Origin of the sequence: Mesorhizobium sp. M7A.F.Ca.US.007.01.2.1 (assembly GCF_003998165.1) — a bacterium.
Lineage (GTDB): Bacteria > Pseudomonadota > Alphaproteobacteria > Rhizobiales > Rhizobiaceae > Mesorhizobium > Mesorhizobium ciceri.
Genome location: NZ_RZQP01000119.1, coordinates 1 through 19000 on the forward strand (window position 1 = coordinate 1; position 19000 = coordinate 19000).

Sequence of the window (19000 nt, forward strand, 5' to 3'; positions counted from 1 at the left end):
ACACCGGTCAGATCGCCGAATTCTTCGATGAGAGCTGGCCTGCCGATATAATAGCCCTGGCCGATCTCGCAGGCTTCGGCGTCCAGGAATTTCAGTTCGCCGAGCGTCTCGACCCCCTCCGCCAGAACCGGCAGGCCGAGACCGCGTCCAAGTCCCAGGACGGCGCGCACGATCGCCGCGACCTGGCCGTTCTTGTCGACCGACTTGATGAAGGAGCCATCGATCTTGATCTTGTCGAAGGGGAAGGCGCGGAGGTTGGAGAGCGAGGAATAGCCGGTTCCAAAATCGTCCATGGCCACGCGCACGCCCAGCGCCTTGACCTGCCGCAAGGTGGCCAGCGCCCGCGGCATGTCCTTGACAAGCGCCGTCTCGGTGATCTCAAGCTCGAGCCTGCCGGGCGCCAGGCCGGAATTCAGCAATGTTTCGTGGACCTTGCGGCTGAAATTCGTGTTGTGGAGCTGCACCGCCGAAACGTTGACGGCCACTGTCAGCGGATTTTCCCAGCGGGCGGCTTCCTCGCAGGCAGCCGTCAGCACCCATTCGCCAATCTGGCCAATGGCGCCGCTGTCTTCGGCCACCGGGATGAATATGGCCGGCGACACGTCGCCGCGCGTCGGATGCCGCCAGCGGACCAACGCTTCGAAGCCGACCATCTTTCCGCTGCTGATCTCTTTCTGCGGCTGGTAGACGAGATAGAACTCCTGGCGTGCGACCGCCTGGCGCAGTTCGTGCTCCATGACGCGCTTGTCGCGGGCCTCGGCCCCCATCGATGCTTCGAAATAACGGTAAGTGTCCTTGCCTTCGGTCTTGGCCCGGTAGAGTGCCGTATCGGCGTGGCTTATCAGGCTGGCCTGGTTTTCGGCATCCGACGGATACAGCGCAATGCCGATGCTTGCCGACACAAGGCCGCCGCCGACCGAGAGCCGGTTTTCCTCGCGCATGGCGGTCAGCACGGCGTTGGCGATACGGCCCGCCTCCAACGGGTCGGCCAGGTTCGGCGCGATGATGGCGAACTCATCGCCGCCCAGCCGCGCCACCATCTGCCCTGGACGAAGGATACCGGTCGCGCACTGCGCAACCTTCTGCAGCATGGCGTCGCCTGCGCCGTGCCCATACAGGTCGTTGACCTCCTTGAACCGGTCGAGATCAAGCAGCAGAAGCGCAAGCTGGCCGCCTTTCCTGGTCCGGACCATCGCAGCGATTTCCGTCTCCAGCCGGCCGGAAAAGCTGCGGCGATTGGCCAGTCCGGTCAATGGATCGAAATGGGCAAGCCGCAGGATCTCCTGTTCCGCCTTCTTGCGCTCGCGAATGTCGCGGACCGCGACCACGTTGTGCGGTTTGCCACAGTAGTCGATGCTCCTGGCGATCAGCTCGACAGGAATGCTCGTGCCATCGCGACCGCTCAATTCGGCCTCCTGCGGCTGTTCGCCGAAGCCCGACATATCGGATCCGAAGAGATCGCCAAGCTGCATTCCGTTCAGGGTCGCTGTTGCTATGCCCGTCAGTGCCGCAATGCTGTCATTGGCACTGATGATGCGGTTGCCGTCGCAGACGATCAGCCCCTCCACGGCGGCATTGGCCAGGCCGTGCATGCGGTCGACCTCGAGCTTCTGGCGACGGAAGCGCAAATCGATCCACAGCGCCGATGCCGACAGAACCAGGATCACCAGTGTGGCGGCGGCGGCCGCGAAAGCCTGCGAGGTCGGCTCGATCGTGTATTCGGATATGACGATCGAGGGATCGGGGAAGATCGAGACGGCACCCATACCGATGAAATGCAGGGTGCAGATCGCCAGCGTCAGCAGCACCGCGCCGCCGGATGTCGCCTTCAAGGAGGGGCGGCGCTGCACGACACGCAGCGCCAGCGCCGCGAGCGTTACGCCGGCCAGCAGGGAAACGGCGACAAGCAACAGGTTCCACTCGATACGGCCCTGAACCTCGAACGCCGCCATGCCGATGTAGTGCATGGCTGCGATACCGCCGCCCAGCACGGCGCCGCCGACGAGATGATAGTCGAACTCATCCCGCAAGGTGGCGATCCACATGCCGGCTGCCGTCAAAGTGACCGAAGCAGCGAGCGAAAGCACGGAGAGTGCCGGATCATAAGCACTGGGTATGCCCGGTGTGAATGCGAGCATGGCGATGAAGTGCGTTGCCCAGATGCCAAAGCCGGTCGAAGTGGCCGCGATCATCAGCCAGGCAAGCCGGTTCCGATCTGTGGAACGGCTTATGTGCTGAAGCAGGTTGACAGCAGAGAAGCAGGAAATTCCGCAGATCAACGCGGCGAGTGCGACCAGTCTCAGATCATGTTCGTTGACGATACAATTGTAGACCGTCAGCATTTATTTCACCTGAGCTTTGGAAATAAACAGGGCAGCAGGATTGAGTAGCGCGTTGCCGTTGAAGGATCGATAAAGTCGGCTGCAACCTTGGCGTGTCTCTTCGGGTTGCTGCGGCTGCAATCAGGGCTGACACGCCGAAAGCCAGCTTGACGGTCCCGACGGTGGTTCCTGGCGCGCTTGTCGTCGCGCTAAGCCGGCTAACCGCATCGCTTCCCATGCCTCCAAGCGGAGGCGAGCGTTGCGTCAGGTAAAGGGTGAAGTTCGTCGATCTGCAACAAAACCGTTGTCTGATTGTCATGAGCGACACATATTGCCTTCGCGGGAGTGCCCCCTTTCGCCAATGACAAACGGGAGATGAAACATGAAGTCCTTCGGCTTCGCGGCCGGTGTTGCCGCTACCTTTATGACGCTTTCCTCAACCTCCGCTTTTGCCGTCACGCAGATCAGTTGGTGGCACGCCATGACTGGCGCCAATGCCGAAGTCGTCGACAAGATCTCCAAAGATTTCAATGCCAGCCAGAGCGACTATGAGCTCGTTCCGGTGTTCAAAGGCACGTATCCCGAGACGCTGAATGCCGGCATTGCCGCCTACCGCGCGGGCCAGGCGCCAGACATCATCCAGGTGTTCGACGTCGGCACCGGCGTGATGATGGCGGCCGAAGGTGCCATCAAGCCCGCAGCCGATGTGTTGACCAGCGCTGGAATGACCTTCGACAAGAGCCAGTATCTGCCAGGCATAGTCGGCTATTATTCGAAGCCGGACGGCACCATGCTCTCCTTCCCCTACAACTCCTCCTCGCCGATCCTTTATTACAACAAGGATATCTTCAAGAAGGCTGGTCTCGACGTCGATAGCCCACCCAAGACCTGGAATGAAGTGTGGGAAGACGCCAAGAAGATCAAGGCGAGCGGCGCGGCCGCCTGCGGCTACACCTCGACCTGGCTGACCTGGATACATCTGGAGAATTTCGCGGCCTGGAATGACGTGTCATGGGCCACCCAGCAGAACGGTCTGGCCGGCGGCGATGTCGAGCTCAAGATCAACGCGCCGATTTTCGTCAACCATTTCCAGGCGCTGGCGGACCTCGCCAAGGACGGCACCTTCAAATATGGCGGCCGCACCTCCGAAGCCAAGCAGATCTTCCTTGCGGGCGAATGCGGGATCATGACCGAATCGTCCGGCGGACTTGGCGATATCGTCAAGTCCGGCATGAATTACGGCATTGGCCAATTGCCGTATGACAGCGACGCCAAGGGTGCGCCGCAGAACACGACGCCGGGTGGCGCCAGCCTGTGGGTTTTCGCGGACAAATCCGATGAGGAATACAAGGGCGTCGCGGCCTTCTTCGCCTACCTGTCGAAGACCGAGGTGCAAGAATACCTGCACCAGAAGTCGGGTTATCTGCCGGTAACGCTGGCGGCTTATGAAGCGACCAAGAAGTCCGGTTTCTATGACAAGAATGTCGGCCGCGAGACCCCGATCCTGCAGATGACGGGTAAGACGCCGACCGACAATTCCAAGGGCGTACGTCTGCCGAATCTGCCGCAGGTGCGCGATATCCAGAACGAGGAGTTCGAGAAGATGCTCGCCGGCCAGCAGACCGCGCAGCAGGCGCTCGACAATGCGGTTACGCGTGGCAATGCCGCGATCAAGGAAGCGCTGGGGAATTAGAGCGAGCGCAGGTCCTTGCTCTACGGCGCACCTACCTGTCCCGCCGGGCATCTCCCCTCGGTGAGGGGAGTTTTGCCGTCCTTTGCGATTTCGCCAATGGTCGATGATGTCCAGTCCGAAACGCTCATCAAAGCCATCTTGGCGGAGAGGGGTGCCGCATGGTGCCCCCCGCCTCATCACCTCGGAGTGGCTCCGTGACCCCTCGCGTCGTGTTCCCCAACAAGGTCCTTCCCTACCTGCTTGTGGCGCCGCAACTGGCCATCACGCTCGTTTTTTTCTACTGGCCGGCCGGTCAGGCGTTCTACCAATCCATGCTCAGGCAGGATCCGTTCGGGCTGAGGACCAAGTTCGTCTGGTTCGCCAATTTCAGGAAAGTGCTTGCCGATCCGGCCTACCTGAACTCGATCAAGGTCACGGTGGTGTTTTCCCTTGCGACCGCTATCGTCGCCATGTGCGTGGCGCTCCTGCTGGCGGTCATGGCAGAGAAGGTGGTGCGCGGCAAAGGTCTCTACCGCACGCTCTTGATCTGGCCCTACGCGGTGGCGCCGGCGATTGCCGGTATGCTGTGGCTGTTCCTCTTCAACCCTTCGATCGGGTCGCTGGCCTACATGCTGAGGAGTTTCGGCATCGCCTGGGATCCACTGCTCAATGGCACCCACGCCATGATCCTGCTGGTGTCCGCCGCTGCCTGGAAGCAGATAAGCTACAATTTCCTGTTCTTCGTCGCCGGCCTGCAGGCGGTGCCGAAAGCCTTGATCGAGGCCGCGGCCATGGACGGCGCCGGCGAGACCAAGCGATTCTGGACCATCGTCTTCCCGCTGCTTGCGCCGACGACCTTCTTCCTGCTGGTCGTCAACACCGTCTATGCCCTGTTCGACACGTTCGGCATCGTCCATGCCGTCACCGGGGGCGGTCCGGGCAAGACGACTGAGACGCTGGTCTACAAGGTCTACAATGACGGCTTCGTCAATCTGATCCTCGGTGACTCGGCGGCGCAGTCGGTCATCCTGATGATCATCGTCATCTCGCTCACCGCCATCCAGTTCCGCTATGTGGAACGCAAAGTCCATTACGGCTGAGGGCGAGCGATGATCGGCCAGTCACCGCTCCGCACCGTCATCGCCCACGCCGTGCTGATTCTCGGCATATTGATCGTCGCCTTCCCGATCTACTACACATTCGTTGCCTCGACGCAGACGCTGCAAACGATCCTCAGGCCGCCATTGCCGCTCCTGCCCGGCGATCAGCTCTGGAACAATTACAGCGAGGCATTGTTCGGCGGTGTCGGCCGCATCGGCGGCGTCAGCGTCGGCAGGCTGCTGCTCAACACGACGATCATGGCGCTCGGCATCGCGGTGGGAAAGATATTCATCTCGATCCTGTCTGCCTATGCGATCGTGTTCTTCCGCTTTCCGCTGCGCATGATCTTCTTCTGGCTGATCTTCATCACCCTGATGCTCCCCGTCGAGGTGCGCATCCTGCCAACCTACAAGGTGATGGTCGATCTCGGCATGATCGACACTTATGCCGGCCTGATCATCCCGCTGATCGCCTCGGCCACCGCCACGCTGCTGTTTCGACAGTTTTTCATGACGATTCCTGGCGAATTGGTTGAGGCGGCGCGGGTCGATGGTGCGGGGCCGTGGCGCTTCTTCTTCGATATCCTGTTGCCGCTGTCGCGGACAAATATCGCGGCGCTGTTCGTCATCCTCTTCATTTATGGCTGGACACAGTATCTGTGGCCGTTGCTCATCACCAACAGCAGCAACATGAACACGATCGTCATCGCGCTCAGAAAGATGGTCTCCTTCGCCGATGCCGATACGCAATGGCACCTGGTCATGGTTACAGCGATGCTGGCCATCGTGCCGCCGATCCTGGTCGTGGTGCTGATGCAACGCTGGTTCGTTCGCGGCCTGGTCGATTCCGAAAAGTGAGAAGCTGATGGCGACCGTCGATCTGAAGGATGTGAAGAAGGTCTACCCCAGCGGTTTCGAGGCCGTGAAGGGCGTTTCAATCGCGGTTCCCGACAAGGAGCTTTGCGTGCTGGTCGGCCCGTCGGGTTGCGGCAAGTCCACGCTGCTCAGAATGATCGCCGGGCTTGAAACCATCTCCTCGGGAACAGTTGCGATCGACGGCAAGATCGTAAACTCAACCGGTCCGACCGAGCGTGACATCGCCATGGTGTTCCAGAACTACGCGCTCTATCCGCATATGAAAGTCTACGACAACATGGCCTATGGGCTGCGCAACCGCGGCACGCCGAAAGATGAGATCGACAGCCGGGTCCGCGCGACGGCGAAAATACTGGAACTTTCGGCGCTGCTCGACCGCCGCCCGCGCGAGCTTTCCGGCGGCCAGCGCCAGCGTGTCGCCATGGGTCGTGCCATTGTGCGCAATCCGAGGGTTTTCCTTTTCGACGAGCCGCTTTCCAATCTCGATGCCAAATTGCGTGGCCAGATGCGCGTCGAGATAAAGAACCTGCAGCGCTCGCTTGGCGTCACGTCGGTCTATGTCACACATGACCAGCTCGAGGCGATGACGTTGGCCGACATCCTCGTCGTCATGAATGCCGGACTGGTCGAGCAAATGGGGGCGCCGCTCGACGTCTACGAAAGGCCGGCCTCGACCTTCGTCGCTTCCTTCATTGGCGCGCCGCCGATGAATCTCCTGCCCCTTTCGCAAGGCCCGGCTGGTCCGGCGCTGGCTGATGGCAAGACGATTGAATTTGCGCCTGCGAACGCCGTCACGCTCGGCTTCCGCCCCGAGGATGCCGACGTCACCTTCGGGGCCGAGGCACCGTCCGGCGCTCTCATCCTGCCGGCGCTGGTCGAGGCAGTCGAACCGGTAGGCGCCGAAAGTTTCCTTCACTGTGCTGCAGGTGGCAGCAGGATCGTCGTGCGGGTCGCGGGTCGCGCCACCGCCACGGTTGGCAACCAATTGCGCGTGGTTGCCAAGGCAGAAAAGCTGCACTGGTTCGATCAGGCCGGAAAGCGCGTCGGCTAATCAGAAAGATAGGCCTACGCTCCACCCACGCGGCGTTCAGGCGAAGACATGCGCCTTTCCCGATACAGTCAGCCGGACGATCTCGCCGACCGCCGGCGCGTCCATGCCCGGTTTGCGCAGGACCAGCGGCGTGTTGCCGATCGCTGCCGCATCGGGCGGATCGGCATTGTTCAAGAGCCGCACCGCGACCGTGCACATCGAGCCGGCGAATTCGGATTCCGTCACCTCGCCGAACAGCATGTCCGAGGTGCCGGACATACCCTCGCGCGACGTTCTCTTCAGCGCGATCTGCTCCGGGCGAAGCATGATGCGGGCGATATCGCGGCTGTCATGGGTGTCGACCGCGATGCGGCCGAGCGGCGAGTTGGCGAAGCCATTTGATATCTTGGCCGGCAGGATGATGGCGTCGCCGAGGAATTCGGCGATCATCCTGTCCTTCGGCTTGAGATAGAGCTCGCGCGGCGTGCCGATTTGCGAGAACTTGCCGTCGCGCATCACCGCGACCTGGCTGGCGAAGGACAGCGCTTCGGCCTGGTCGTGCGTCACCAGGATGGTGGTGATGCCGGCGGCCTCCAGAAGTTCGGCCACCGCCTTGCGCATCGAGGCGCGCAGGCCGGTATCGAGCGCCGAGAACGGCTCATCGAGAAGCATCAGCCTGGGCTTCATCGCCATGGCCCGGGCCAGCGCCACACGCTGCTGCTGGCCGCCGGAAAGCTCGTGCGGGCGGCGTTTGAGGATCGCCTTGTCGAGCCCGACGATATAGGCGAGCTCGACGATGCGCTCAGCGCGCTTGTCCTCGCCGCGGCCCATGCCGAAACCGATATTGTCGCCAATGGTCAGATGCGGAAACAGGGCACCATCCTGCGCCACCACACCGATGCCTCGGCGATACGCCGGCACCGCAGCGCCGCCGTTGGCCAATATGGCACCGTCGAGCGTGATGTGGCCCTGGTCCGGAGCCTCGAAGCCGGCAATCAGCCGCAGCAGGGTCGTCTTGCCGCAACCGGAAGGACCGACGATCGCCGTGCGGCTGCCGCTGGCGACGCTCAGGTCGACGCCGGCAAGGGCCGCCACGGGACCGTATTGCTTGTGCAGGCCGCTGATTTCGAGAAAGCTCATCGTCCGGCCATCCGTTTCGACTGGACATAGAGCAGCCAGGTCAAGGGCAGCGACATCGCCACCATGATGAAGGCGTAGGGTGCCGCCGAGGCATAATCAATCTCGCCACTGTAGGACCAGAAAGCCATCGCCAGCGTGCGGGTGCCGTTCGGTGCCAGCATCTGGGTGGCGGTCAGTTCGTTCATGATGCCGAGCGCCACCAGGGCCATGCCGGCCGCGGCACCCGGCGCCGACAGGCGGATCGTCGTCGACCACAGCGCCTGCAGCGGCGGCCGGCCGAGGCTGGAAGCGGCGCGTTCGAGCTCGACCGGCGCCTGCGCGATCGATGCCCGCAGGCTGACCAGCGCGCGCGGCAGGAACATCAGCGCATAGGCAACCAGGATGGTGAACAAGGTCTGGTAGAGCGGCAGCGCGATGCGTACGGTGATAGTGACCAGCGCCAGTGCGATGACGACCCCGGGCAGCGAGCCGACGATGTAGTTGCAGCCCTCCAGAAGACGCTGCAATGGCCCCGGCGCGCGGATCGAGATCCAGGCCATCGGCATGGCGGCGACGGTGGCGAGCAACGCGCCGGCGAGCGCCAGGAACAGCGTCTGGCCAAGCGCCAGGCCGATCTCGTCCAAGCGCCAGACAGCGGCGCCGCCGGCGGCAAGCCAGCCGCCAATGGTGACGAACGGCACGCCGAGCGCCAAAAGCGTAATGACGACAAGCAAGAGCAGGCTAGGCAGGGTGGCGCGTCCGAGGCTTGTGCGTTGCTGATGGCGCGCCGCGCCGGAGCCGACACGGGCATAGCGCTCCTCGCCGCGCACCAGCACTTCGAGGCCGAGCAGCACGAAGCAGCAGCTGACCAGCACGCCGGCCAGCATGTTGGCGGCCGGTCCATTGAAGGTCGACTGGAACTGGTCGACGATCGCCGTGGTGAAGGTGTCGAAGCGGATGAAGACATAGAGGCCGTACTCGGCCAGCAGATGCAGGCCGACCAGCAGCGAGCCGCCGCAGATGGCGAGCCGCAATTGCGGCAGCACGACCCGCCAGAACACGCGCCCGGGCCCAAGGCCGAGTGCGGCGGCGGCGTCCTCCAGGGCGGGATCGAGACGGCGCAACGCCGCCGACACCGGCAGATACAGGAACGGGAAATAGGCGATCACGGAAACCAGCACGCCGGCCCACAGGCCGTGCAGTCCCGGCACCATGGTGACCCAGGCATAGCTGTGCACAAAGGCCGGGATGGCGAGCGGCGCCACGCACAGCCAGGCCCAGAGCCGGGCGCCCGGCAGGTCGCTGCGCTCGGTCAACCAGGCCAGCGAAACCGACAGCACGATGGTGATCGGCACCGAGAGCGCGACCAGCAGGACAGTGTTGACCAGAAGCTCGCCGACACGCGGCCGGAAGACCAGTGCCGAGACTGTTTCCCAGCCGGTCTGCACCGCGATCCAGATGATGAAGGCAAGCGGCACCAGCGCCAGCAGCGCAACGAAGATGGCGGCGAGGACCAGCCAAAGCGGTGCGCGTCGCCGAGCCCTTCGGCCTGTGCCCGAAGGCAGGCCCGAATGCGCGAGATCGACCGCGGACTGCATCAGGTCAGACGCCGTGCCGTTGCCGTCCAGCGGCAGCAATTGAAAGACCGCGATCGCGGTCGGGAACACAGCGTGTCGTCATCGACGAATGCCATCTCGAAAAACAAAATCACTCCCGCGGAAGGCGAATTCCCGCGGGAGCGTGGTCGGGTGTCCTTTTAGGACGAATGGCAACTAAAGCAAGCCGGCTGCCGTCATCAGATCGGTGACCTTCTTGGAGTTCAGCGTCGTGGCATCGACCTTCGGCGCCTGCAGATCGGCGAGCGGCACCAGCTTCGGGTTGGAGTCCGCACCCTTGCCGACCGCGTACTCGAAGGAATCGCCGGTTTTCAGCACGTCCTGACCGCCTTTGCCTGTCAGCCATTTCAGGAACGCCTGGGCTTCCTTCGGATGCTTGCTCGAAGCCAGCACACCGCCGCCGGAGATCGAGACGAAGGCGCCCGGATCCTGGTTCTTGAAATAGTGCAGCGCGACATTCTTGCTGTTTTCGCCGGTCTTGGCCTGATCGCCGAAATAGTAATAGTGATAGATCACGCCGCCTTCGATCTCGCCGGCATTGACCGCCTTCATCACCGTGCTGTTGCCCTTGTAGGCGGTGAAATTGGTTTTCATCGCCTTCAGCCAGTCGGCGGTAGCGGCTTCACCTTTGAGCTGGAGCAGGGCGCTGACGATGGCCTGGAAATCGGCGCCCGAGGGGGAGGCGGCCCAACGGCCTTTCCAGCTCGGATCGGCGAGGTCCAGCATCGACTTGGGCAACTGGTCGGCAGTCAGCTTGGTCTTGTTATAGGCAAAGACCGTGCTGCGCGCGGCAACGCCGACCCATTTGCCGCTGGCCGGCTGATAGTCCTGGGGAACCTGCGCCAGCGTGTCCGCGTCGACCGGCGCGAACAGGCCGGCGCTTTCGACCAGCGCCATGGCCGGTGAGTTTTCGGTCAGGAAGACGTCTGCGGGCGAAGCAGCGCCCTCGGCGACGATCTGGTTGGAGAAATCGCTGTCGCCGCCATTGCGCACGGTGACCTTGATGCCTGTTTCCTTGGTGAAGCCTTCGGCCCACGCCTTGGTCAGGCTTTCGTGCTGGGCGTTGTAGACAATGATGCCATCCTCTTCCGCCTTTGCCGGACCGGCGATGAGGCTGATTGCCAGCGCGGCGGCGCCGGCGAGGGTGGAAAGAGCGTATTTCATGGCATTGTCCTCGATTTCGGGGGTCCTGGGTCTGTCACGGCTGCACCTATCGATACATGACAGCTATAGTCAACATTGTTGATGTGCTTCAATCGGTCGCTGACGTGCAAAGGTCGGTGCCGAACGGACAATTCCGCGTGATGCTCACGGTTCGGCGGTGCCGCAAACTTTCGTGATTTGCCGACAGTTTGGCTTGGACATTATTTCGCCGGCCACGTAACAAATCAGCGCCGAGACGCGAAAATCGGGGAGTGAACTCTTGTGAGCGGCAAGGACGAGGCCGAACTTTCCCGGCTGATGCGGGCCGCGATCGCGGGAGATGAAAGGGCTTACGCCGACTTTCTGCACCGGATTGCCGCGCTGGTTCGCGGTTTTGCCAGGCGCAAGATCGTGCAGGGCGGGGTCGATCCCGAGGATGTCGTGCAGGAAACCTTGCTGGCCATTCATGTGAAACGGCATACCTGGCGTCAGGATGCGCCGGTGTTGCCGTGGGTCTATGCGATTGCCCGCTTCAAGCTGATCGATGCGTTCAGGCGGCGCGGACGGCGCATCGAGATCGACGTCGACGATATCGCCGAGACGTTCGCCGAGCCGGAAACCGAGACCGTCAGCGAGCGCGACATCAACCGTGCATTGGACGGTCTGTCGCCGGCTCAGCGCTCCGTGGTCTCGGCCGTGTCGGTGGAAGGGCGGTCCATCGGCGAGACGGCGGCAAAGTTCGGCATCAGCGAGACGGCGGTGCGGGTGTCGCTGCATCGCGGACTTGCCGCGATAGCCAAGCGATTCGGGCAGGGGCGGTTCGGGCGGGAATGACATGAGAACGGACGATCTCATCAAGGCGCTGGACGCCGATGCAACCAGCAAGGCGATGCCGCTGCAATCGGCCTGGTGGCTGGCCGCCGGTGCGGCAGCGGTGATCGCGGCCGTCGTTTTCCTGCTGACCATCGGCCCACGCCCGGATTTCATGGCGGCCGCGCACACGATGCGCTTCCTTTCCAAATTCGTCTTCACCATCGTGCTTGCCGTCAGCGCCTTCGCCCTGATCCGCGCCTTGTCGACACCGGGTGCGTCGACGGGCCGGGCGATGGCTGGGATGGCTGCGGCGCCAGTGCTGGTAGCCGTGGCGGTGGTTCTGGAGCTTTTCATGGTGCCGGAGGCGCTGTGGGGAACCAAAATGGTCGGCTCCAACATGATGATCTGCATGGCTTTCATCCCGCTGATCGGCCTCGGTCCGCTTGCCATCTTCCTGTGGATGCTGCGCTACGGGGCGCCGACACGGCCGGTGCTTGCCGGTGCGGTGGCAGGCCTGCTCGCCGGCGGGCTGGCGGCAACCTTCTATGCCGCCCACTGCTTCGACGATTCGCCGCTTTTCGTCGCCACCTGGTACACGATAGCCATTGCAGCGCTCGCATTGCTTGGCGCGCTCGGCGGACGGTTTTTCGTGCGCTGGTAGCGTTGCGCCACGCTCGCCCGCTCGCGCATACCGATCCTTAATCATGCCGGCAATTGTTTGCCGGTTAGCGATGGCACCGGAATGCCTGACGCAACCTTTCCTTAAAATCGATCCGCCAAGGTTGAGGCGAGAACATGCGTTTGCGCACGGGGGTGGCACGTATCGTGATGTGGCGAGGATTGACCAGCCGAGAATCTCTTGGGCGTGCAGGGCTGGCGTTGCTCGTCGCCGGCCTGGGCGTGCTGGCGGCCTCGATCCTGCTGTCGCACCTGGACCTGGGCACCGAAGCCTTGAAACTCTGCCTGCAGATCGCGATGGCAGTGGCGGCGGGCGCGCTGTTCCTCGCTGCCCTGTCCACCCGCAGGATCAGCATGGATCGCCAACAGATCGCCGAGAGCGAGCTGCGCTTCCGCCGCGCCATGGAGGATTCAGCGATCGGTATCGTCGTTGTCGGTCTCGATGGGCGCATCCGCCAGACCAATCCGGCCTTCGCGGCCATGCTTGGCTACACAAGCGAAGAGATCGAGACGCTGACTTTCTTCCAGATCACGCATCCCGACGACCAGCAGATCGGGCGGGAGACGATGGACGATCTGAAGGCGGGCACGGTCAATTCCTTCCATTTCGAGAAGCGCTATCTCCGCAAGGACGGAACGCCCGTCTGGGCCCATCTTGCCGGTTCGGTCATTCGCGATGAGACCAGCGGCCGCCCGCTCTATCTCGTCTCGCAAATCGAGAACATCGACGCTCGCAAGCAGGCCGAGGCGCGCATTGCCGAAGCGGAAACGCGTTGGAATTTCGCGCTCGCCGGCGCCGGCCAGGGCGTCTGGGACCTCGACATGGGCAAGGGCGGCACGACCTATTCCTCGACCTGGGTCAAGATGCTGGGCTATGCGGATGGCGAGCTCGATGGCGACACCGACCGCTGGCTGACGATGATCCATCCTGATGATCGCGAGACTGTCGCCGAAGCGGATCGCGCTCATCTCGAGGGCAAGACACCGTTCTTTGAGGCCGAGTTCAGGATGCGCCACAAGGATGGCCACTGGGTGTGGATCCTCGACCGCGGCAAGGCCATCGAACGTGATGAGGATGGACGGCTGATCAGGGCCATCGGCAGCTTGACCGACATCACCCGCCGCAAGGAGGCCGAAGAGCGCCTCACCGTGTCGGCGGCAATGCTTGCCGATGAAAAGGAGCGGCTGAGGGTGACGCTGCAATCGATCGGCGATGCCGTCATCTGCACCGATGCCGCAAACCGGATCACCTTCATGAACCCGGTCGCCGAAAAGCTGACCGGGATTGCCGGCGGCGAGGCTCTCGGCAAGATGCTTGGCCATGTCTACTGGGCGGTCGACGAGGAGACGGGGCACAGGATCGGCGTGACCCGGCCCGCGGTTGGCGTTCATGCGCCCGCCGACCAGAACAGCCGCGCCGTCCTCATCCGGCGCGACGACACGCGCTGCAGCATCCGCCAGGTGGTGTCGCCGATCGTCAACGACCGCAACGAATTCTGCGGGCTGGTCATCGTCTTCCAGGACTTTACCGATGCGCGCGCGCTGCAGCGCCAGCTCGCCCACGCCGCGGCACACGATGCGCTGACCGGCCTTGCCAACCGCTCCAGCTTCATCCGCGCCATGGAGGACCCCGTCGGCCAGGCGCGCAAGGACGGCACCGCCGACACGACACGGTCGGTCGGCGACACGACAAGGTCGGTCGGAGGCGCCGGACATCAGTTCATGTTCATCGACCTCGACCACTTCAAACTGGTCAACGACACGGGTGGCCACGCGGCGGGAGACGCGCTGCTGAAGCGGGTTGCCGTGGCTATTCGCGGCGTGCTTGGTCCAGACGACATCGTCGCTCGCCTCGGCGGCGACGAATTCGCGGTCATTTTGAAATCGGGTTCGGCAGCCGGCGCCAAGATCGCGGCGCGCTCCATCATCGATGCGATCGGCGGGCTGGACTTCACCTGGGACGGCCGTCCTCACGTGATCGGCGCCAGCATCGGGTTGGCTGCGATCAATGCCAATTGTGGCGAGGTCGACGAGATCATCGCCAGGGCCGATGCGGCTTGCTATGCCGCCAAGGCGGCGGGCCGTGGCTGTGTCTCCGTGGCGCCCGACGCACAGATCGTGGATGGCCGGACAGAGCCACTGGCTGTGGCCTCCTGATAGACCCGCCGCTGAACCGAAAGGCTTGTCCCTGATTTGCGCCGACGATCCGCTCAGCGCGTCGGGACGGGATGCTCGCCGCGATAGTCGTAGAAGCCGCGCCCGGTCTTGCGGCCGAGCCAGCCGGCCTCGACATATTTCACCAGGAGCGGGCAAGGGCGGTACTTGGAGTCCGACAGGCCGTCATGCAGCACCTGCATGATCGACAGGCAGGTATCGAGCCCGATGAAGTCAGCCAGCTGCAGCGGCCCCATCGGATGGTTGGCGCCGAGCCGCATGGCGGTGTCGATGGCGTCAACCGAGCCGACACCCTCATAGAGCGTGTAGATCGCCTCGTTGATCATCGGCAGCAGGATGCGGTTGACGATGAAGGCAGGAAAATCCTCCGAGACCGTGATCGTCTTGTCGAGCTGCTTCACATAGGTTTTGGCTGCCTCGAAGGTCTGGTCCTCGGTGGCGATGCCGCGCACCAGTTCGACCAGCTTCATCAGCGGTACCGGGTTCATGAAATGTATGCCGATGAACCGCTCGGGCCGGTCGGTCTGCGCGGCAAGCCGCGTGATCGAGATCGACGAGGTGTTGGTCGCCAGGATGGCTTCGGGATTGAGCTGCGGACAAAGCTGGGCGTAGATCTTGCGCTTGACCGTCTCGTCCTCGGTCGCCGCCTCGATCACCAGGTCAGCACCCGCAAGATCGGCCATCGCGGGGGCGGCCGAAATGCGGCCCATCGCGTCGTTGCGCACCTTCTCGTCGAGCTTGCCGGACCCCACCTGGCGGGCCATGTTGCCGCTGATCGTGGCGATGCCCTTCTCGATGCGGTCGGGCGAGATATCGTAGATCAATACCTTGTAGCCTGAAAGCGCGGAGACATGGGCGATGCCGCCACCCATCTGGCCCGCGCCGATGATGCCGATCGTCTCGATCTTGCTCATTACACCGATCCCGTCCTGAACCCTTCCGCTTGAACTGCGAAAGCGCTCCACCTTTTATTTTACCGCAATCCCGGACGCAAAACCGCTGCGCACTTTGCTGGATTGCTTTCAGCCTTTGCGGCCTGCTTTTTGTGCGGTGCAAACTAAAAGGGCGGGGCGACTTCGTCTACCCCACCCTCACCATTTAATACGCTTTGGCAGAAAGCGTCAAAGCGCCTTTTGCAGTTCCGGCAGGATGACGAATAGGTCGCCGACGAGGCCGTAGTCGGCAACCTGGAAAATCGGCGCCTCCTCGTCCTTGTTGATGGCGACGATGACCTTGGAATCCTTCATGCCGGCAAGGTGCTGGATGGCGCCGGAGATGCCGACCGCGATGTAGAGATCGGGGGCAACCACCTTGCCGGTCTGGCCGACCTGCCAGTCGTTCGGCGCATAGCCGGCATCGACGGCGGCGCGGGAAGCGCCGACCGCGGCGCCGAGCTTGTCGGCAACCGGCAGGATGACCTCCTGGAATTTCTCCGAGGAGCCCAGCGCGCGGCCGCCCGAGATGATGATCTTGGCCGAGGTCAACTCCGGACGGTCGGTCTCGGAAAGCTTGTTCTCGATGAAGGTGGAGAGGCCCGGATTCGCCGCGGCCTTGACGGTCTCGACGGCTGCCGAGCCGCCCTCGGGGGCTGCCTGGAAGGAGGCGGTGCGCACGGTGATCACCTTCTTGGCGTCGCTCGACTGCACCGTCTGGATGGCGTTGCCGGCATAGATCGGCCGCTTGAAGGTGTCGGGCGATACGACTTCGATGATCTCGGACACCTGCGCGACATCGAGGAGCGCAGCCACGCGCGGCGCGACATTCTTGCCCGACGAGGTCGCCGGCGCGATGATGGTGTCGTAGGCGCCCGCCAGCGACACAATGAGCGCTGCCGTCGGTTCGGCCAGACGCTCGGCAAGCTCGTCGGCCTCGGCCAACAGCACCTTGCTCACGCCCTTCAGCTTGGCGGCAGCGTCCGCTGCCGGCTTGGCGCCCTTGCCGGCAACCAGCACATGCACGTCCGAGCCGATCTGCAGCGCGGCCGACAGCGCCTTGGCGGTCTGGTCGGAAAGGGTTGCGTTGTCGTGTTCTGCAATCAGAAGAATAGCCATTGATGATATTCCTGACTTTCGTCTTCGCGGCTCCCTGAAATCCGGTCAGGCCGAGTCGAAAACGGTTGGTTTCGAGAACCGGAGCGGAGCGTACTTCTGTACGTGAGCACCGGAAGCGGAGAAGCCAGCCGTTTGCAGGCCGGCCTCATCGGATTTCCTTACAGCACGCCGGCTTCGTTCTTCAGCTTGTCGACCAGCTCAGCGACGCTCTTGACCTTGACGCCTGCCTTGCGGCCGCTCGGCTCTTCGGTCTTGATGACCTTCAGCCGCGGCTTGACGTCGGCGCCGTAGTCGGCCGGGCTCTTCTCGTCGAGCTGCTTCTTCTTGGCCTTCATGATGTTGGGCAGCGAGGCATAGCGCGGCTGGTTGAGGCGAAGGTCGGCGGTAACGATCACCGGCATCTTCAGTTCCACCGTCTGCAGGCCGCCATCGACTTCGCGCGTCACCTTGGCCTTGTCGCCGTCGAGCACGATCTTGGAGGCGAAGGTTCCCTGCGCCCAGCCCAACAGTGCCGCCAGCATCTGGCCGGTCTGGTTGGAATCGTCGTCGATCGCCTGCTTGCCGAGGATGACGAGGCCGGGCTGCTCGGCGTCGACGACGCCCTTCAGCACCTTGGCGACGCCGAGCGGCTCGGTCTGTTCGTCGGTCTTGACCAGGATGGCGCGGTCAGCGCCCATGGCGAGCGCCGTGCGCAGGGTTTCCTGCGCCTGCTGCGGGCCGATCGAGACGACGATGATTTCTTCCGCCTTGCCAGCTTCCTTCAGCCGGATCGCTTCTTCAACCGCGATCTCGTCGAACGGGTTCATCGCCATCTTGACGTTGGCGAGCTCCACCGCCGAACCATCAGCCTTCACGCGAACCTTGACGTTCGCATCCACAACCCGCTTCACGGGCACAAGGATCTTCATTTGCCTGTCACCTCTTCACGCTAATTGGGCGCGCTATAACAGCCTGCGCCCGTTCTGAGTTGTCGAAAGCCGACATTCCAGGTGGAAATTCTGGCCGGATGGAAATTCTGGTCTTTGCCCGCCTTAGGTTGCGGCGGAGACGTTTCCGTAGTTGCGGCAACCCTGCACGTCAATACGCTGCAAGTGGCTCAAATCGGTTCAGTCCGAACTGGAAGCGTTTCCGCGTCCCCAGCGCGGTGTCGCGGCGGGTTGATCGGGGATCAACGGTTCCGTGGCAACCGGCGGCTGGTCGGGCGCGGCGGGCGCGACGTCTTCGTCGGCGCCGGCAAACAGCGGCACGCCGCGGCTACGCAAGACAAGCACCAGAACGGCGCCGGCGATGATGCCGCCGATATGGCAGGCCCAGGAGATCTGATCCTCGCCGCCGGCGGCAAACATCACCACCTGGAAAAGGACCCACAGGATGAGCGGGATGAAGGCCGGAATGCGCAGCGGGATGCGGGCGAAGGCCAACACCCAGACCTTCACCCTGGGATAAAGGATCAGATAGGCGACGACCACGCCGGCGATGGCGCCCGAGGCACCGATCAGCGGCACCTGCGAGTCCCAGGCGACGAGGCCCTGGAAGGCGGCGCCGGCGATCGCGCACAACAGGTAGAAGATGAGGTAGCGGATGTGACCGAGCGCGTCCTCGACATTGTCGCCGAACACCCACAGGAACAGCATGTTGCCGCCGAGGTGGAAGATGTCGGCATGCAGGAAGGAATAGGTGAGGTAGCTCAGGCTTTCGGGGATGACGATAAAACGGGGATCGAGCTCGGCGGTGTCATGGACGACCGACGGGATGAAGCCGAGACCAAGCACGGCGGCATTGGAGAAACTCTCGCCGCCGAGCGCGGTGGCGAGGTAGACCAGGGCGTTGGCCACGATCAGCCCGATGGTCACATATTGCAGGCGGATGTGGCGCAGCCTGTTGGTGTCGTAAAGCGGGATGAACATGCCCCAGGCCCTCTTCCGCTTTCGACAATCAGCGGTTCTTGCCGGGAACCCATAGCACGTCGGCGTTTCCGTTGTCATTGACCGCCCGGGCGGCGACAAACAGGAAATCCGAGACGCGGTTGATGTATTTCAGACCGTCGCGGTTGACGTGCTCGTTCGGGTCCTGGGCCAGTGCGACCATCAGCCTTTCGGCTCGCCTTGCCACGGTGCGGGCAAGGTGAAGTGCCGCCGCCGCCGCTGTGCCGCCATTGAGCACGAAGGATTTGAGCGGCTGAAGCTCCTTGTTGAGAAGGTCGATGTCCTTTTCGACCCGGTCGGTCTGCACGGCGACGATGCGAAGCGGCTCATAGCCGAGCGGCTTGCCGTCGTCGGGTACGGCGAGATCGGCGCCGAGATCGAACAGATCGTTCTGGATGCGGGACAGCATGGCGTCGATCGCGGGATGGGCCGCGGCCGTGTGGACCCTGGCGATGCCGATGCAGGCATTGGCCTCGTCGAC

At 63.1% G+C, this 19000-nt stretch carries 16 protein-coding genes; 7 read left to right on the plus strand and 9 right to left on the minus strand.

The window, feature by feature from the left end; translation table 11 throughout:
• A partial coding sequence (locus EN949_RS20705) for an EAL domain-containing protein (RefSeq protein WP_164782523.1) occupies positions 1-2342 on the minus strand: 2342 nt, incomplete at its 3' end.
• Positions 2343-2703: 361 nt separating this feature from the next.
• On the opposite strand from EN949_RS20705, the gene ugpB reads away from it, so the two are divergent.
• From ugpB to EN949_RS20725, 4 genes are all read left to right on the plus strand, one after another.
• On the plus strand, positions 2704-4014 hold the full coding sequence (gene ugpB / locus EN949_RS20710) for a sn-glycerol-3-phosphate ABC transporter substrate-binding protein UgpB (RefSeq protein WP_013529413.1): 1311 nt from the start codon (positions 2704-2706) through the stop codon (positions 4012-4014).
• Between the two features lie 158 nt (positions 4015-4172).
• On the plus strand, positions 4173-5093 hold the full coding sequence (gene ugpA / locus EN949_RS20715) for a sn-glycerol-3-phosphate ABC transporter permease UgpA (RefSeq protein WP_050580468.1): 921 nt from the start codon (positions 4173-4175) through the stop codon (positions 5091-5093).
• Between the two features lie 9 nt (positions 5094-5102).
• A complete protein-coding gene (gene ugpE, locus EN949_RS20720) occupies positions 5103-5951 on the plus strand; it encodes a sn-glycerol-3-phosphate ABC transporter permease UgpE (RefSeq protein WP_127366358.1) in 849 nt (282 codons plus the stop codon).
• A 7-nt stretch (positions 5952-5958) separates the two neighbouring features.
• Complete coding sequence (locus EN949_RS20725) at positions 5959-7020, plus strand: sn-glycerol-3-phosphate import ATP-binding protein UgpC (RefSeq protein ID WP_013529416.1); 1062 nt, start codon at positions 5959-5961, stop codon at positions 7018-7020.
• Between the two features lie 36 nt (positions 7021-7056).
• On the opposite strand, the gene EN949_RS20730 is transcribed toward EN949_RS20725, so the two are convergent.
• The 3 genes from EN949_RS20730 to EN949_RS20740 all read right to left on the minus strand — a co-directional run bounded on the left by EN949_RS20730 (position 7057) and on the right by EN949_RS20740 (position 10898).
• On the minus strand, positions 7057-8139 hold the full coding sequence (locus tag EN949_RS20730) for an ABC transporter ATP-binding protein (protein ID WP_013529417.1): 1083 nt from the start codon (positions 8137-8139) through the stop codon (positions 7057-7059).
• Entirely contained in the window at positions 8136-9716 is a 1581-nt protein-coding gene (locus EN949_RS20735) for an iron ABC transporter permease (protein WP_164755487.1), read from the minus strand. The genes EN949_RS20730 and EN949_RS20735 overlap by 4 nt, the downstream gene beginning before the upstream one ends.
• Positions 9717-9890: 174 nt before the next feature.
• Complete coding sequence (locus EN949_RS20740; protein WP_013529419.1) at positions 9891-10898, minus strand: iron ABC transporter substrate-binding protein; 1008 nt, start codon at positions 10896-10898, stop codon at positions 9891-9893.
• A 261-nt stretch (positions 10899-11159) separates the two neighbouring features.
• On the opposite strand from EN949_RS20740, the gene EN949_RS20745 reads away from it, so the two are divergent.
• The 3 genes from EN949_RS20745 (at position 11160) to EN949_RS20755 (ending at position 14525) form a co-directional block, all read left to right on the plus strand.
• Positions 11160-11711 (plus strand): sigma-70 family RNA polymerase sigma factor, encoded by a 552-nt coding sequence (locus EN949_RS20745; RefSeq protein ID WP_013529420.1) that lies wholly within the window; start codon positions 11160-11162, stop codon positions 11709-11711.
• A gap of 1 nt (position 11712) precedes the next feature.
• Positions 11713-12351: an NrsF family protein gene (locus EN949_RS20750; RefSeq protein WP_127365832.1), complete on the plus strand. Its 639-nt coding sequence runs from the start codon at positions 11713-11715 to the stop codon at positions 12349-12351.
• Between the two features lie 134 nt (positions 12352-12485).
• Positions 12486-14525 carry a PAS domain S-box protein gene (locus EN949_RS20755; protein ID WP_127365831.1) on the plus strand — a complete coding sequence of 680 codons (2040 nt, stop codon included), beginning with the start codon at positions 12486-12488 and terminating at the stop codon, positions 14523-14525.
• Positions 14526-14578: 53 nt separating this feature from the next.
• Here the strand turns inward: EN949_RS20755 and EN949_RS20760 are convergent, their stop codons facing one another.
• The 5 genes from EN949_RS20760 to EN949_RS20780 all read right to left on the minus strand — a co-directional run.
• Entirely contained in the window at positions 14579-15457 is an 879-nt protein-coding gene (locus tag EN949_RS20760) for a 3-hydroxybutyryl-CoA dehydrogenase (protein ID WP_013529423.1), read from the minus strand.
• A 207-nt stretch (positions 15458-15664) separates the two neighbouring features.
• Positions 15665-16594 (minus strand): electron transfer flavoprotein subunit alpha/FixB family protein, encoded by a 930-nt coding sequence (locus EN949_RS20765; protein ID WP_024503779.1) that lies wholly within the window; start codon positions 16592-16594, stop codon positions 15665-15667.
• 158 nt (positions 16595-16752) lie between these two features.
• Entirely contained in the window at positions 16753-17502 is a 750-nt protein-coding gene (locus EN949_RS20770; protein WP_013529425.1) for an electron transfer flavoprotein subunit beta/FixA family protein, read from the minus strand.
• Between the two features lie 198 nt (positions 17503-17700).
• Positions 17701-18501 (minus strand): rhomboid family intramembrane serine protease, encoded by an 801-nt coding sequence (locus tag EN949_RS20775; protein ID WP_027163501.1) that lies wholly within the window; start codon positions 18499-18501, stop codon positions 17701-17703.
• Between the two features lie 28 nt (positions 18502-18529).
• Positions 18530-19000 (minus strand): cob(I)yrinic acid a,c-diamide adenosyltransferase (locus tag EN949_RS20780; protein WP_127371760.1); only part of this gene is annotated, 471 nt, incomplete at its 5' end.